This is a genomic window from Flavobacterium gillisiae (assembly GCF_900107635.1).
GTDB classification, from domain to species: Bacteria; Bacteroidota; Bacteroidia; order Flavobacteriales; family Flavobacteriaceae; genus Flavobacterium; species Flavobacterium gillisiae.
Window position 1 is genome coordinate 298,952 of record NZ_FNRD01000003.1, and the last position, 16,723, is coordinate 315,674.

Annotated in this window: 10 protein-coding genes; 4 read left to right on the top strand and 6 right to left on the bottom strand. The window is 34.1% G+C overall.

Going from position 1 to position 16,723, the window contains the following annotated elements; all coding sequences use genetic code 11:
* Positions 1-80: 80 nt before the first annotated feature.
* The 6 genes from BLV35_RS06495 to BLV35_RS06520 all read right to left on the bottom strand — a co-directional run bounded on the left by BLV35_RS06495 (position 81) and on the right by BLV35_RS06520 (position 9,738).
* Positions 81-833 carry a hypothetical protein gene (locus tag BLV35_RS06495; RefSeq protein ID WP_091086595.1) on the bottom strand — a complete coding sequence of 251 codons (753 nt, stop codon included), beginning with the start codon at positions 831-833 and terminating at the stop codon, positions 81-83.
* Positions 834-987: 154 nt separating this feature from the next.
* Positions 988-1,491: a hypothetical protein gene (locus BLV35_RS06500; protein ID WP_091086598.1), complete on the bottom strand. Its 504-nt coding sequence runs from the start codon at positions 1,489-1,491 to the stop codon at positions 988-990.
* A 183-nt stretch (positions 1,492-1,674) separates the two neighbouring features.
* Positions 1,675-3,606, bottom strand: a complete 1,932-nt coding sequence (locus tag BLV35_RS06505; protein ID WP_091086601.1) for an amino acid permease — start codon at positions 3,604-3,606, stop codon at positions 1,675-1,677.
* Positions 3,607-3,906: 300 nt separating this feature from the next.
* The gene (locus BLV35_RS06510; protein WP_091086605.1) at positions 3,907-6,822 is read right to left on the bottom strand and encodes an FAD-binding and (Fe-S)-binding domain-containing protein; all 2,916 of its coding nucleotides are present in this window, start codon (positions 6,820-6,822) and stop codon (positions 3,907-3,909) included.
* A gap of 125 nt (positions 6,823-6,947) precedes the next feature.
* Positions 6,948-8,873 (bottom strand): glucosamine-6-phosphate deaminase, encoded by a 1,926-nt coding sequence (nagB, locus tag BLV35_RS06515; RefSeq protein ID WP_091086609.1) that lies wholly within the window; start codon positions 8,871-8,873, stop codon positions 6,948-6,950.
* A gap of 115 nt (positions 8,874-8,988) precedes the next feature.
* Positions 8,989-9,738 (bottom strand): DeoR/GlpR family DNA-binding transcription regulator, encoded by a 750-nt coding sequence (locus BLV35_RS06520; RefSeq protein WP_091086612.1) that lies wholly within the window; start codon positions 9,736-9,738, stop codon positions 8,989-8,991.
* A gap of 217 nt (positions 9,739-9,955) precedes the next feature.
* Between BLV35_RS06520 and BLV35_RS06525 the strand changes: the two genes are divergently transcribed.
* From BLV35_RS06525 to BLV35_RS06540, 4 genes are all read left to right on the top strand, one after another.
* Positions 9,956-13,015 (top strand): SusC/RagA family TonB-linked outer membrane protein, encoded by a 3,060-nt coding sequence (locus BLV35_RS06525; protein ID WP_091086616.1) that lies wholly within the window; start codon positions 9,956-9,958, stop codon positions 13,013-13,015.
* Positions 13,016-13,034: 19 nt separating this feature from the next.
* The gene (locus BLV35_RS06530) at positions 13,035-14,303 is read left to right on the top strand and encodes a RagB/SusD family nutrient uptake outer membrane protein (protein WP_091086619.1); all 1,269 of its coding nucleotides are present in this window, start codon (positions 13,035-13,037) and stop codon (positions 14,301-14,303) included.
* A 76-nt stretch (positions 14,304-14,379) separates the two neighbouring features.
* Positions 14,380-15,192: an N-acetylmuramic acid 6-phosphate etherase gene (gene murQ / locus BLV35_RS06535; protein WP_091086622.1), complete on the top strand. Its 813-nt coding sequence runs from the start codon at positions 14,380-14,382 to the stop codon at positions 15,190-15,192.
* Between the two features lie 11 nt (positions 15,193-15,203).
* On the top strand, positions 15,204-16,712 hold the full coding sequence (locus BLV35_RS06540) for a sodium:solute symporter (RefSeq protein WP_091086624.1): 1,509 nt from the start codon (positions 15,204-15,206) through the stop codon (positions 16,710-16,712).
* Positions 16,713-16,723: the final 11 nt, after the last annotated feature.

Genomic DNA, 16,723 nt, shown 5'->3' on the forward strand with positions numbered 1-16,723 from the left:
TCGTAACCACTCCATTTTCAGCTTAACTAAAACGCGATGCGAAACGGTAATTCCACTAAATTCCAGCTAGCTCAAAATGGCTAATAGTGTGTGTTATTTCTTTCCATTTCGGTGATTTCTATTTCAATTGGCTTTTCATATTTGGCAGTCGTAATTTCTCCTAAACTTGTTTTCTTATGAGTAAAAATTATTTTTCCGTTTTTAACTTCAATTTTGTCAACTAAATAAAATATGTCTTCATAAAAATATAAATTTCTAGTTGTTATATTTTGAATATCGTTTTTTTTATCAAAGTATTTCACTACAATTTTTGACAAAGTTTTTTTCGGATTAATCATATAACCAATTTCAATTTTATATGAATGTGTTTCTTTGGTTTTATATGCGATTTCAATTTCCGTTTCAAATTTATTCAGCAAATTTTGCACTTCAATTATTTTTTCAATTTTTTTGTTATCTTTTTCGAAAAGTAAAGTTAAAGATTTAAATGTAACGTCTTTGACTAATTGATTTTTTTCAAATTCTGTTAGCGAATTAAATGTTTTTGGTTCAATTCCATAATCAACATATTTTATCCGTTTGTCTAGAAATTTTTCGCTTTCAACTAAATTTCCCGATTTTAGATTTTCGGTAAAATTTATATAAATATGATCAAATTCTCCAGATATAAATTCACACTCATTTAGTTTTCTTGCAATTCGTTGACCGATTGAATTTGTATCGTCAGTAATCTGGTAAACATTACCAATAAGTCCGTTAAAATCTCCAGTGAAATCTTTCGGTTTTATTTCGTAATAGCGAATATCTTTTAAAATTCTGTCGGTTAATCTCATTCGGTTTTTCAGTGATATACACTAACGTTTAGTATAAGAATATGTAGCTGAAAGCGTGGCACTTTCCTGTCAAACTAGGAGAAAACTGAAGCGGGCTAAAACCCTCGAGTTTACTTCTATTTCGGCTATTATTTTTATACATTGTTGACGGTAGTTATTTTTTCAAGTCTGGGTCAGCTGCAACCTTCCCAACAAATGCTTTTTCTCTGTCTTTATCAAAATCATCAGAACCAAATTCTAATTCTCCTCTAACTGAATTTCTCAAATCCACTATTATGTCTGTAGATACTGATTCAGATATTATTTTTTTTAAGGTTTCAATTACCTCAGTTTTATCACAAGAACAAGCTAATTCGTTAAAACAAGTCCTTACCTCTTCAGTCGTTATTTTTCCGGGTTTAATATCTCCTTTTTTAGCATTTGGGTATTCATAATTACTCAATAATGCATCTGCAATATTCAAGGCATTTAAGCACGCAGCTCTCTTAATTTGCCATCTATTTTCTCTTAATGATTCCTCTTTTTTAAGTAGGTTTTCAAATGATTTTAAATCCTTATTGATTTTAGGTAAAATCCAGTTGTTATATAGTATTCCATTTATTAATGTTGCACCAGTTAAAGTGAGTCCAACTACTGCAAATATTTCTGTTATATTCATAATGCAATTCCTTTTGTTAATTACCATCAACTTGTACATTACATCAAATATACACTTCTTTCTCACATGCTTTCATACAATAATACTATTTTTCTTATTTAAATTTTACGAATCAAAACAACTCGACATAAAAAAACCGCCTTGAACTGAATCAAGACGGCATTGCTATAGATTTTGTATTTCTTAGGCTTCTTTCAAATTCAGCTTACTGTTTTTTCGGCTAAAGCCAAAGTAAATCATTAGGCCTATCAGCAACCAAGCCGTGAAATAAATCCAGTTCCACACACTTAGTTCTGCCATCATGTACAAACAACTCACCAGACCTAATAATGGAATCAAAGATAAATTTTCAGCAAAAGACCAGAACGTAAGTCCTACCAAAACAATAAGGAAAATCCACATTGGGATTTTGTGTTTAAACAGGCTAAGACCACTTTCATATTTCAGCGAATTGTCTATTGGTAATCCTGCCACAACAGCGGCATATTTAGCATCCTCTTTTTGGTACTGACTCAGTAAATTTTCTAAATCCAGAGTCGCATCAGTCGTTTTTTGCGCTCCAACACTTACTAGGTAATCATATACTTTTGTAGATTCTTCTTTATTTAATGAAGTGATAATTGTAGTAGCATTGTTTACTTGGGTTTCATTAGTAAGGAAATCCATTGTCGCTTTATTATTATAATTAAAAGCATAATACAAGCCCGCGGCCAACATGAAAGGAATCACGTATTTTGAGTTTACGTAAGGCGTTTTAAATTTTCCTCTTGGTATATCAGTTCTATTCTGCAATACCAAAACTCCGGCACAAACCAATACAAAGGCAAATAAGGTTCCAATGCTACACAAATCAGTAACCATTGTCAAGTTTAAAAACAAGGCCGGAACCGACACTACAAAACCTGTTACTATAGTTGCATAAGATGGTGTTTTATACTTGGGATGTACTCGTGAGAAACGTTTTGGCAACAGCCCATCACGACTCATACTCATCCAAATACGAGGTTGTCCCATTTGGAAAACTAATAAAACACTCGCCATGGCTATCACGGCACTTACCGCAACAATACCAGACATCCATTTTAAATCTAATTTATGAAATACAAATGCTAAAGGATCACCCACATTTAACTCGCTGTAATTGACCATTCCGGTTAACACTAAAGCAACAACAATATATAAAATAGTACATATTATAATCGCCCACATCATACCACGTGGTAAATCCCGTTGCGGATCTTTACATTCCTCTGCAGTAGTTGAGATAGCATCAAAACCAATGTAGGCAAAGAAAACTGCTGATACTCCTTTCAAAACTCCGCTCACGCCATTAGGAGCAAATGGAGTCCAATTATCAGTATCAACATAAAACACCCCTACTGAGATTACCAGAAGAATAATACACAGCTTTACCACAACCATCATGTTACTGGCATTACGTGATTCTTTCATTCCACGATAAACTAAGGCCGTAATCAATATGATAATAAACAAGGCAGGTAAATCGGCCACAAAATGAAACGAACCTATTGTTGGCGAAGTTGTCCAAGCAGTATAAGATGCTTTTAAACCTTCTCCTAAATTCTCGTATGATTTTCCGCTTTGCATTAGTGCCGTAGCGTCTTTATATCCATTTGATGCGGTTAGATAATCCATCTGAATCCATTGAGGCAAATGAATGCCACCACTCTCTAGTAGTCCTGTAAAATAATCACTCCAGGAAATGGCGACCGTAATATTCCCAATGGCATATTCCATGATTAATGCCCAACCAATAATCCAGGCAATTAGTTCCCCAAAGGCAACATAGGAATAGGTATATGCACTTCCAGAAACGGGAACCATAGACGCAAACTCTGCATAAGCAAAGGCAGCAAAACTACAGGCAAGAGCCGTAAATAAAAAAAGGAAAATTACAGCTGGGCCTCCATCGGAGCTAGCCTTACCAATTGTACTAAAAATACCGGCACCAACGATGGCAGCAATACCAAAAGCCGTCAAATCTCTTGCCGTTAAATGTCGACCTAGCGCTTCGTGGCCGTCGGCTTCATTTTTTTCAATCTGTTTTAAGATATCCTGAACGGTCTTCTTACGAAATAAACTAGAAAATGCCATGCGTTAAATTTTTACATTAAAAATTATTATCCTGTAAATAACATCCCATTATTTTAGCAATAACGTAAGTTTTATTTAAAAACCAAATGTATAAAACAATTTCAAATTCCAATGATACGACCCTTATTATTTATTAAAATACAATAAAAAGTCAAATTTCAAATTACAACCTGATTTAAAAGTCAATCCGTTAATTAAGAATGCCGTTAAAAATTAAAAAGATTGCAATGGCAATTCCGCTGTAAAAACGAGCTTTCAAAAAAGAGCAATTCCTCCCTTCTAAAAGTCAAAAAACGCTAATTATTTCAGAAAAGTATTCAAAATACTTACCGGATGTTGTGCTTTTCTATTGGTTCCATCAAAAATTTGATGGCGGCAACTTGTACCTGCTGCGGCAATAGAAGTTGTTGCAGCGGTGGACCTTATTTTTGGAAATAAAGTATCCTCTCCCATCTGCATACTAATCTCATAATGCTCTTCTTCATAACCAAAAGAACCTGCCATCCCACAGCAACCCGAATTATAAATCGTAACTGTACTGTTTTTTGGCACGTTCAACATAGCAAAAGTCGCCTCTATTGAACTTAAGGATTTTTGGTGGCAATGACCGTGAATTTTTATATCTCTTACTTCATCAGAAAACTGCTCCGAATTAATTTTACCCAATGCGATTTCCTTTTTGAAAAACTCTTCAATTGTCAAGCAGTTTTCGGCTAATTTTTCGGCGGAAGTCTTGTCATCAGCCAGACGAATGTATTCATCTCTAAAAGTCAATATAGCTGATGGTTCGATACCAATCAACGGAGTTTCAGCCGATATAATTCCTTTAAAAGTATTCACGTTTTTAGTAGCAATAGCTTTCGCTTCTTCCAGAAAACCTTTGGATATATAGGCTCTTCCACTTTCTTCATGATCTACAACAACAACTTCGTAGCCCAATTTAGAGAGTAATTCAAAAGCATCAATTCCTACTGAAACATCATAATAATTCGTGAATTCATCACAAAAAAGATAGAGTTTTCCATTGACATAGGAAGCAGCTTTTGTTTTTGATTTATTACTTTCGATCCATTTTCTGAATGTTTTAGGAGCTAATAATGGTACTTCCCTTTTTGAAGCCACACCCATTCCTTTTTTTACCAAAGGTTGATTGACCATAAAATTAGTCAATGCCGGAAAAACACTTCCTAGTTTATTCAGTTTGGCGTTATTAGCAAAAATCTTATTTCGAAGAGAAAAACCATTTGCCTTTTGGTATTGGTATAAAAATTCAGCTTTAAGCGCACCCACATCCACATTAGAAGGACATTCACTGGCGCAAGCTTTACAACTTATACAAAGTTCAAAAACTTCGTATAATTCTTTGTGATCGAATTTATTATCTTTTTCTGAATGTGTCAAATATTCTCGCAAAGTATTAGCACGGGCACGAGTAGTATCTTTCTCGTTACGGGTAGCACGATAACTAGGACACATAGTTCCTCCTGCCGATGGTAATTTCCGACAATCACCAGAACCATTGCATTTTTCGGCAGCTCTTAGAACGCCCATGCTATCTGAAAAATCTTGAATCGTTTTGATATTAGGTTCCTCTCTCCCAGTTTCGAAACGAAGATTTTCGTCCATTTTTAACGCATTAACAATTTTTCCCATATTCAAAACTGAATTCGGGTCGAAAGCCAATTTGATGCGTTTTAATAACTCGTAGTTTTTTTCGCCAATCATAAATGGCAAAAATTCACCACGTACAATTCCGTCTCCATGTTCTCCACTCAAGGATCCGCGGTATTTTTTTACTAACTGCGCTACTTCGGTAGCAATATTTCTAAACTGATAAACGCCTTCTTTTGTTTTTAAATTCAAAACCGGACGCAAATGCAATTCTCCTGCACCAGCATGAGCATAATAAATCGCCTCTTGTCCGTGGCGTTTCATCATCGCCGAAAAGTCAGCAATATAATTGGGTAAATCACTCAATTCAACAGCAGTATCTTCAATAGAATCGGCTGCTTTTTCATCACCTACAATACTTCCTAAAAGTCCGAGACCTGCTTTTCTAAGTTCGTTTACTTTCTCGATATCAGCACCGTATAATTTTGGCGAAGCATAACCAAAATTATTCTCTTCTAAATCTTTAATTAAAGCATTAGCTTGCATTTCGGCATCTTCCATACTCGTATGCGAAGCTACTTCAAACATCATTATTGCTTTGGGTTCACCCTGAATAAAAAACCTATTTTTACTCTGCTCTTTGTTTGTTTTAGTACAATTAAGAATCGTATCATCAATCATTTCACAGGTGTACAAATGGTGTTTCATGGCAATCATGACCGCCTCTAAACTCTCTTGAACACTGGTAAAATGCGTTACTACCATCACATTATTAGTAGGTGGTAAATCATCAACTTTTAAAGTGACCTCAGTCGTAAAAGCTAAAGTTCCCTCAGAGCCACAAAGCAATTTACCAACATTTATTGTAGGTTGGCTTCCGCCAAAAAGATCAGAATACAATAGAATATCTACTGCATATCCTGTATTTCGTCTATGGATTTCTGGTTTCGGGAATTCTTTTATAATTTCCTTCTGTGTAGCTTCATTCGATAATTCCTCGTAAAGGATTCTGTAGATTTTATTTTCGAGAGAATCGCCTTTTGTTTTTTCGATAAATTCAGCAGAAGTTAATTCGCCAAAAACAACTTGAGAGCCATCACTTAAAATAGCTTTTATCTCCACAATTTTATCTCTGGTCACTCCGTAGCGTATCGACGTGGTCCCAGATGAATTATTCCCTACCATTCCTCCTATCATACAACGATTAGAAGTAGAAGTATTAGGTCCAAAAAATAATCCGTGGGGTTTTAAATATAAATTCAGTTCATCCCTGATCACACCGGGCTGAACGGTAATCGTTTTATTTGCTGCATCGAAAGAGACAATCTTAGTAAAATGTTTAGACACATCTACAATAATACCGCTACCAACTGTTTGTCCCGCTAAGGAAGTTCCCGCAGTTCTAGGTGTTAGAGCAAGCTTATTTATATTGGCAAAACGGACCAACTTTATAATATCGGCCTCATTTTTAGGTAAGGCTGCCGCCAAAGGCATTATTCTATAAGCAGAAGCATCTGTCGCATAGAGTGTTTTATGAAGATCATCAAATAGAAGAGTTCCTTCTAAGGATGTAGCTAATTCTTTTAATTGAGGCAAGTTGGGCATTAGTAAAATGTATTGCTTTTGTTTTCACAAATATAAATGATAGCGCTTTATAATGGAACATTAATAGCTACTAAAACAAAACACCTAATCGCGATTTTGTTATAGCAGCCATATTGTATCATTTTTTAGTAGTCAAAACGCTTGAAAGCTTCTATAGCCTCATATTCAGCCAAGCCTAAGTTATCATAGCTTTTTGCCGTACTTTTATTGCGCTCCTCTGCTCTTACCCAAAATTCTCTAGAATCATTCCCTTGAAACATTACACGATCCTTTTGAGACTGATGGAATAAAATAGCATGTCTTTTTAATAATACTTCATCCGGACTAAGCGGTACTGCCATATCAATTTCATCAATAGCCCACTCATGCCAAGCACCTCTATACAACCACAGCCAACAATCATCCATAAACGACTTGCTTTTTAGCGTAGCCATAGCTGCAAAAATGGCATTCAAACAAACCTCATGTGTTCCATGCGGATCTGCTAAATCTCCAGCTGCAAATACTTGATGCGGTCTTATTTTTTCAATAATATCCATAACAATGGTAATATCAACTGCAGCTAAAGGATTTTTCTTGATTTGACCTGTTTCATAAAATGGCAAGTCCAAAAAGTGAATGTTAGTATCGTTCAAACCAATATATCTGGTTGCTGCATACGACTCCCTTCTTCTGATAAGCCCTTTTAATTTTCGAACTTCAACGGAATCCATTTCATCTTCTTTTTTATTATTTAAAAAATGAATTACCTCTTTAAAATCTATCTTAGTTCGGTCTTCGCCAATAAGATCATTGCATACCTCAGCAAATTTCAAAGCTTCATCATCCGTGACGGCAATATTTCCAGATGTTTGATACACCACATGCACATCATGCCCTTGCTTAATTAGCTTTGAGAAAGTACCTCCCATTGAAATCACATCATCATCTGGATGAGGGCTAAAAAGAATAACTCTTTTTTTAGACGGGTTAGCTCTTTCCGGTCTGTTAGAGTCATCCGTGTCGGGTTTACCTCCTGGCCATCCAGTAATCGTATGTTGTAACTGATTAAACATATTAATATTCAAATCATAAGCTGATCCTTCTTGTGCTAATAAATCAGACATTCCATTGTTATTGTAATCTCTGTCCGTTAGTTTTAAGATGGACTGATTTGTTTTTTGGCAAAGCCACACTATTGCCTTACTTTTTAATGCCGGAGTCCAAACACATTCCTCTACTAACCAAGGTGTTTTTAATCGGGTTAATTCAGAAGCCGCTGATTGATCTAACACAAAGGTTGTATTATCATGATTTTGTAAAAAAGTAGCAGGGATTTCTGGGCTAATTTCTCCTTGAATCGTTCTTTCTATTACATCTGCCTTGTTTTGCCCCCAAGCTAATAAAACAACTCTTTTAGATCTAAGAATAGTAGAAACTCCCATGGTTATGGCTCTAGTAGGAACATTGTTAATTCCATTAAAATCTGAGGAGGCATCTACCTTTGTAATATGATCTAGCGTTATTAGTCGGGTTCCAGAATTGATATGTGATCCTGGTTCATTAAAACCAACGTGCCCGGTACGTCCTATTCCTAATAACTGAAAGTCAAGCCCACCAGCATTTTTAATTTTCGATTCATAATCAGCACAGTATTGATGTAGCTCTTCAATAGCAACTGCGCCATTAGGCACATTTACATTTTCAGGCTTGATATCAATATGATTGAAAAGATGGGCGTGCATGAAGTAGTGATAGCTTTGCTTATTTTCTTTTTTCATTGGATAATATTCGTCCAAATTAAAAGTAATCACATTGCTAAAGCTAAGACCTTCTTCTTTATGCAAACGCACTAACTCATCATACACTCTTATAGGTGAAGAGCCCGTAGCCAATCCTAGTATGCATTTTTTATTTTCGGCTTGCTTTAATTTAATTAGTGTCGCTATTTCTTGCGCAACAGCTTTTGAAGCGTCTACTGAATTTATAAAAATTTCATTATGAATTTTCTCAAAACGAGTTGTTTCATATTTTCCTGGTGCTACATAGCTTAGGTTACGAATGGCATCCATAATTTAGTTGTATTTTTAAGAAGGTTAATACAACAAATGTAGAAAATAAAAATCTAATAGCGCATTTAAACGCGTTATTTTAACGCTAAATTATCAAATAACGCAAAATACCGCATTAAAGTATCATAACCCCAGCTCTGCGGTATTCTTCTAACACCTCATCCTCTGGATCTAAGTCGGTTACCATCGTGTTTAGTCTACTAATATTACAAACTACATGGGGCATTTTGCTATTTAATTTATCAGCAGTAAACATTAAAACTACTTTATCAGAAGCTTCCAGCATTGCTTTTTTAACAATCGAAACTTCATAACCCATTTCCGTCAGGCCCTGTTTAGCACTTATACTACTTACTCCCATAAAACAAATATCTGCTTTGATTTTAGATAAGACCTGCAGCACATCCATTCCAATTGTTACCATAGCATTTTTTTGCATCTTCCCACCTATGAAAATTAGGTCAATATTCGGGTATTGAGATAATTGCATAGCAATAGGCAAACTATATGTATATATTGTTGCTTTTAATAATGGCGGCATTAACTTCGAAAAAACCAAGTTTGTAGTACCACCACTCATAATTATCACCTGACCATCATGAAGTAAAGAAAGTGCCTTATGTCCTATTTCTTTTTTCTTATTCTCGTTAGATATTACAATATTAAATACATTTCTAGGTTTATCAGCAACGGGTATCGCGCCTCCATAAACTTTTTCAAGAAGCCCTCTTTCATCCAACTTATTTAAGTCTCTTCTTATAGTATCTTCAGAGACAGCCAAAAGCTCAGCCAACTCAATGGTACTAATTCGCTGTTCTTCAGCAAGTTTATTCAGTATATAATTGCGTCTTTCTGCTTTTAACATAGTCGTAATGTAAATGATGGAATGCAAATGTATTAAAATAAATCATTAATACGGAGACAATTAGCGAAGCCACGAGATTAAATGCGATTTTAAACCAACAAAACATGCGTTATATTGCATTATTAAAGCTGAAAATGAAAATAAATCGAAAGATATCGCATTTATATGCATATTATAAATATATTTGTGTACTAACCATAACATAAACCAAATAATTATGAAAAAATTATTCCTGATTTCATTATTGTTTTTGTTTGTTCAAACCACATTTGCACAAACAAAAACAATTACTGGAACTGTAAAAAACAAAGCTGATGGGATTCCTATTCCAGGAGTTACAGTTCTTATTAAAGGTACTACTAAAAGTAGTGTTACTGATTTAGATGGTAACTATACGATTAATGCATCGTCTACTGACGCGCTTGTCTTTAGTTATATTGGTTTTGAAACAAAAGAATTTAAAGTAACGGAAAAAACAACTAATTACAGTATCAATTTATCTGAAGAACTTAACACTTTAAACGAAGTTGTCGTTCTTGGATCTACAGTGCGAGTTACTAGGAAAGAACTTGGAAATGCTGTTACAAGTTTGAAAGCCGAAGGACTCAATCAAGCCAAACCTGTAGACCTTTCATCTGCTTTACAAGGAAAAATTGCTGGCGCCCAAGTTTCTCAAAACTCTGGAGATCCTGCTGGAGGATTTAGTATCAAACTTAGAGGTACTTCCTCTATTCTAGGTTCATCAGACCCTTTATATGTTATAGATGGAGTTGTACTGAATAATGCAACGACAAATCTAACAAACCTTAATGTAAGTAAAGGAAATTCGAATCTACAAATTGGACAAAATAGATCCTCTGATATAAACCCAAATGATATTGAAAGTATTGAAATATTAAACGGAGGTGCCGCTGCAGCAATATATGGCTCACGTGCTGCTAATGGAGTTATTTTGATCTCAACAAAAAAAGGAAAATCAGGAGACACTAAATATACGTTTTCAACAAGCATGACTTCAAATAGCCTCCGTAAAAAAGTTTATGTTAATATGTCTGACAAACAATTCGTCAATTCTTCTCCTGCATTATTTCCGATACAAGGGCAGCCAGCAAGTGCAACTACTGTATTAGTAGCTGGTAGAAATCTAGAAACTCGAACTATTTCTGGAATAAAAAGATATGATTATCAAGATGATGTTTTCACTACTGGAATAGGAAATGACACCTATTTTTCTTTACGAGGAGGCGATGACAAAACAAAATATTTTTCCTCTATTGGTTATTTGAAAAATGAGGGAATTGTTAAGAATACTGATTTTGAAAGATTAGGAGCCAAATTAAGGTTACAGCATGATTTTAGTGATAAACTAACAGCATCAATTGGTCTAAATTATATTACTTCTAGCTCTAACGAGAAGCCAGATGGAAATGTTTTTTGGAGCCCAATTAATTCTATAACAATAACAAATAACATTTATGATATCAATCAAAGAAGCTCAAATGGTGATCTATTGGCAGTAGACCCTAATAGAGTAAATCCTTTATCTGTAATTGAAAATTTCAAAATCACACAAAAGACAGATCGTATGGTTTCTGATATTCAATTGAATTTCAAACCATTCGAAAACTTCAATGCAGACTTTATTTTTGGATTAGATAATTACAACCAAAAAGGAAAAGTTTTTATACCTAGATATCCATACGCTCCTGTTAATGGAACTTACTTTAATGATGGTTATGTTTCCGAAGCATCAAATAGGGTCGTACAATTCAACAATGATTTGAACTTGAGATACCTTTGGAATATTACTAAAAATATAAAATTAACATCCTTTGCCGGTTATAATATTCAGACTTACAGAGACGAACTCTTTGCTATTGAAGGAAGAAACTTAAAACCATTTGTTGAAACAATTAATGCTTTTAACACATTACTTCCAGGATCGCCTAACGCTGGCGAATCAAAATACAATTTATGGGGATACTACTTACAGGAAACTATAGGGTTCAAAGACAAACTTTTCATAACTATTGCTGGAAGACAAGATGCGTCAACTGTTTTTTCAAAAGAAAATCGTTCTCAGTTTTATCCAAAAGTAAGTGCTAGTTACGTAATATCTGATGAAAAATTCATGCAAAATTCTCCTATAACCTCTGCAAGATTGCGTGGTTCGTGGGGAGAATCTGGAAGTTTAACAGCAATAACTCCATATGCAAGGTTCACAAATTATGCTACAGGAAATCTTATAGGAAATACTTCCTTTACCCTCGAAGGTTTCAAAAAAGGAAATTTAGACTTACGACCTGAGAAAAGCTCAACATACGAGGTCGGTGCAGACATAGGTCTTCTAAAAGACCGGGTAAATCTATCTTTTAGTTATTACAATGCAGATATAAAAGATTTGCTTTTACCTGTACAACTAGCAAGTTCAACAGGCTCTACCAATACCATCCAAAATATTGGAGAAATGAACAATAAAGGTATAGAAATTGGGTTACGTTACGATGTCATCAAGAAAGAAGATCTTAATCTTGATTTATACGTAAATTATAGCCGCAATAGAAATAAAGTGACTGGTTTACCGCAACAAAGATTCAAATTAGACAGTAATCCTTCCGGAGCCCCCGTATTTGTGGAGAAAGGGCAACCTATTGGTATATATTATGGGACTTACTACGCTAGAAATGCCGACGGTAGTTTATTACTAACTACTGCTGGTTACCCTCAAGTCGAGAAAGGTGATACTTCAACAGGAACTGCTATAAGAGATGCTTCTGGACAGCCCACAGGAACGATATTAAACAAACAAATAGGAAACCCTAATCCAGAATATATTATTTCTTTTGGCGCCAATTTAAATTACAAAAAATTTGGAATGTCTATTTTATTTGATGGTGTTCAAGGTGTTGATGTATTTGACGCTGATTATAGAACAAGACAAGGAGTTGGAAGTGGTGAATTAGTTGAAAAAGAACTTAACGGTGAATTACCAAGAGGATATATTTGGTCCATATATGGAATTGAAGAATTTAGAGTTGTCGATGGTAGTTATATTAAATTGAGAGAAGTTTCCCTAAGCTATTCTTTCGGGAAATTGAATAACTTTTTTGATGACTTAACCATCAATGCAAGTGGTAGAAACTTATTTTCATGGGATAAATTCACGAGTTTTGACCCCGAAACTAATTCTGGAGGGCAGTCATCTGTAGCCAAATATAATTTTGGTACAGTGCCTATTCCTAAATCATATTCATTAGCATTAAAATTTCAATTTTAATAAAAAAAAAGAAAAAAAAATGAAGAAAATATTTATATCCATACTAATAGTAAGTGTTTCATTTACTTCTTGTAACGAGGAATTCATAGATCCTACTAAACCTTCACAAGAGCAAATTCTTAATAGTAGAGATGGTTTAATAGGAGCGGCAAATGGCCTCCAGCAGTTGTGGAGTACAACTAGACTAAGCCCTGTTTACACTATAATTACAGCAAACGGGTTTTCTACTAATGAATTGAGACTAATCAATGCAGGTAATGCAGATGAGGGTGAATTATCAATTGGAGGTGTTTCTTTAACTTCTAAAAATGCACTAACCAATAACCTGTGGTCACAATGTTTGGTAATTAACGCTGAATCCCAAAAAATAATAGACAACATTAATGTAATTACTATTGAAAATGAAAAAGCAAGTGTTTTTACACATGCTTCAATTTATAAAGCAATGGCATTGGGTTCATTAATTCAATTTTATGAAAGTATCCCATTGAAAACAATGAAAAATGCTCCATTTAATTCAAGAACCGAGGTACTAACTGCAATAATAGCTACATTAAAGTCTACTGAGCCTTTTTTAGCTAATGCAAATGGATTTACAGGTTTAGTATCTGGTATTAAATATAAAAATACCGTAAATGCACTGTTAGCACGCTACTATCTAATGTCTAATAATTATGATAAAGCAATAGAACATGCCAATTTAGTTGATTTAGCCTCTAAATCAACATTTACATATGATGCTGTAAGTAATAATCCAATTGCTTTCAATTCGATTTTAACCAACAATGTATATCAGCCAATAGACAGAAGCTTCGGCCTACCTAGTAGTCTCGCACCAATAAGTGCAGATGCTCGTATCGACTTTTACATCACTCCTGGTTCTAGTCCCGCGACTGCCGCTGGTTTTTTTAATTCAAATATAAAAGCTATACCAGTTTACTTACCTGGAGAAATTACATTAATTAAAGCTGAGGCATACGCCAGAAAGACTCCTAATATGCTCGTTGAAGCAAAAGCAGAACTTGATAAAGTATTGACAAAGACAACAGCTAATGATGCATTTGGAATTGGCGCAAATTTACCTCCATACATTGGTTCATTAAACCAAGCGAGTCTTTTATTCGAAATTTATAGAAATCGTTGTATTGAATTATACATGTCAGGTCTAAAGTTAGAAGATAGTAGACGTTTTAGTCGTCCGACAACAGAAAGAAACCGAAACTGGTATCCTTATCCAGACTCAGAACGCTTTAATAACAGTAATACACCAGCTGATCCTGCTAATTAAAAAAATTAACGAGGTATTTAATCTTTATTTACCTCGTTTTTATTTAAATGAATTTCTTTAGGGAAAAAAAAGAAAAATGAAAGAAAAAAAACCTGATACTGAAAAAAATTCTCTTTATTCTAATTTGGAAAAAATGAGTGTACAAGAAATTCTTTATGGCATTAATGCCGAAGACAAGAAAATAGCTGATACAATTAAAGAGCAAATTCCCAATATTGAAAAATTAGTCGAAGCTATTGTTTTAAAAATGAGATTGGGTGGGAGATTGTTTTATATTGGAGCAGGTACTTCGGGAAGAATCGGCATTTTAGATGCGTCAGAATGCCCTCCTACTTTTGGGGTCCCTCACGATCTAGTTATTGGAATTATCGCAGGCGGTGATTCTGCAATCCGCAAAGCAGTTGAAAATGCTGAAGATGATTATAATCAAGCTTGGGATGATTTAAAAAAACAAAAAATTACAAATTCAGATTTTGTAATTGGTATAGCAGCGTCTGGAAATACCCCTTACGTTGTAGGTGGACTAAAGAAAGCAAAAGAAAATAATATTTCAACAGCAAGTATCGCTTGTAATAGCGACTGCTTAATTTCTAAGGAGTCCAATTATCCTATCGAAATAGTAGTTGGTCCTGAATTCTTGACCGGGAGCACTCGCATGAAAGCTGGGACTTCTCAAAAATTAGTACTTAACATGATTTCTACATCAGTAATGATCAAACTAGGTAAAGTTTATGGCAATAAAATGGTTGACATGCAATTATCCAATAAAAAATTAGTAGAAAGAGGTGTAAAAATGCTTATGGATGAATTGAATATCGATAATGATTATGCTGAACAATTATTATTAGAACACAAAAGTGTCAGAGCGGCAATAATTGCCAGTAAGTAAAAAAAATATAAATGACTCCTCATATAATTCTAATTCTTTTCATCTCTTATTTCGCAATCCTATTCTTTATATCTCATGTTGTTAGTAAAAATGACGGTGGAAATGATGCTTTCTTTAAAGCGAATAAGAATTCAAAATGGTATTTGGTAGCTTTTGGAATGATTGGTACTGCGCTTTCAGGGGTCACCTTTATTTCCGTTCCAGGAGAAGTTGGTTCACCCAATGGTGAACAATTCAAATATTTCCAATTCATTATAGGGAATGCAATAGGTTTTATTATTGTTGCAAAACTGCTTCTTCCCTTATACTACAGAATGAATTTAACTTCTATATACGGATATATTGAACAACGTATGGGGCTATATAGTTATAAGACAGCAACCTCTATATTTTTGATCAGCAGAACCATATCTTCAGCCTTTAGGCTATACTTAGTGGTTATTGTTTTACAACGATATGTCTTCGATTATTATAATATTCCTTTTGCTATAACGGTCTTAATCTCATTACTATTGATATTTTCATATACTTATAGAGGAGGATTAAAAACAATTATAATAACAGATACTTTGCAAACTTTCTTTTTAGTGGCCTCTGTTTTTCTGACAATTTACTTTATTTGTAATAGTCTTAATCTGAGTACTACAGAAGCCTTTAATGAAGTAAAAAACAGCAACTACTCTAAAGTGTTTTTCTTTGACGACTTCCTTACAAGTAAATATCATTTTATAAAACAAATACTAGGAGGAGTATTTGTTACAGTAGCAATGGTAGGACTTGATCAAGATTTAATGCAAAAAAATCTAAGTTGTAAAAATATAGGTGAAGCACAAAAGAACATGTTTAGCTTTACAGGAATATTCGTTATTATCAATATATTTTTTCTAAGCGTAGGAGCACTACTTTATATTTATGCTAAAAAAAATAGCATTGCTATTCCACTAGATTTAATAACCAATAAACCCCGAACTGATTTACTATTCCCAGAAATAGCTTTAAAACATCTTTCGACGATACCAGCTATTATTTTTCTTTTAGGTTTAATTGCAGCCACTTTTGCAACGACCGATTCTGCATTAACAGCTTTAACGACTTCTTTTTGCGTGGACTTTCTCGGTATGGATAAAGTAGAAAATAGTGGAGCAAAAAATATGATTAGAACAAGATATCTCATTCATTTAGGTTTTTCTGGTTTAATTTTTCTAGTAATACTTGTCTTTAACTCCATAAATGACAGTTCAGTTGTTGGTATGATTTTTAAAGTAGCCTCTTACACTTACGGTCCATTGTTAGGTTTATATATGTTTGGACTGTTTTTAAAATCAAAAAAAGTAAATGACAAAATAGTGCCTTTTATCTGTTTATTATCGCCATTACTAACCTATTTGATTGATGAAAACTCAAAAATACTATTTTGGGGCTATGTATTTGATAATGAATTAATTATTTTAAATACCATAATTACATTTATCGGTTTATGCATTATCAGTAAAACTACGAATGAACGCTATCAGTTTTAGATTAGCGCATC

Bases quoted from the DNA above. Each gene is read 5' to 3' on its own strand.
- BLV35_RS06495 (WP_091086595.1), bottom strand. From the start codon at position 833: ATGAGATTAACCGACAGAATTTTAAAAGATATTCGCTATTACGAAATA.
- BLV35_RS06500 (WP_091086598.1), bottom strand. From the start codon at position 1,491: ATGAATATAACAGAAATATTTGCAGTAGTTGGACTCACTTTAACTGGT.
- BLV35_RS06505 (WP_091086601.1), bottom strand. From the start codon at position 3,606: ATGGCATTTTCTAGTTTATTTCGTAAGAAGACCGTTCAGGATATCTTA.
- BLV35_RS06510 (WP_091086605.1), bottom strand. From the start codon at position 6,822: ATGCCCAACTTGCCTCAATTAAAAGAATTAGCTACATCCTTAGAAGGA.
- nagB (WP_091086609.1), bottom strand. From the start codon at position 8,873: ATGGATGCCATTCGTAACCTAAGCTATGTAGCACCAGGAAAATATGAA.
- BLV35_RS06520 (WP_091086612.1), bottom strand. From the start codon at position 9,738: ATGTTAAAAGCAGAAAGACGCAATTATATACTGAATAAACTTGCTGAA.
- BLV35_RS06525 (WP_091086616.1), top strand. From the start codon at position 9,956: ATGAAAAAATTATTCCTGATTTCATTATTGTTTTTGTTTGTTCAAACC.
- BLV35_RS06530 (WP_091086619.1), top strand. From the start codon at position 13,035: ATGAAGAAAATATTTATATCCATACTAATAGTAAGTGTTTCATTTACT.
- murQ (WP_091086622.1), top strand. From the start codon at position 14,380: ATGAAAGAAAAAAAACCTGATACTGAAAAAAATTCTCTTTATTCTAAT.
- BLV35_RS06540 (WP_091086624.1), top strand. From the start codon at position 15,204: ATGACTCCTCATATAATTCTAATTCTTTTCATCTCTTATTTCGCAATC.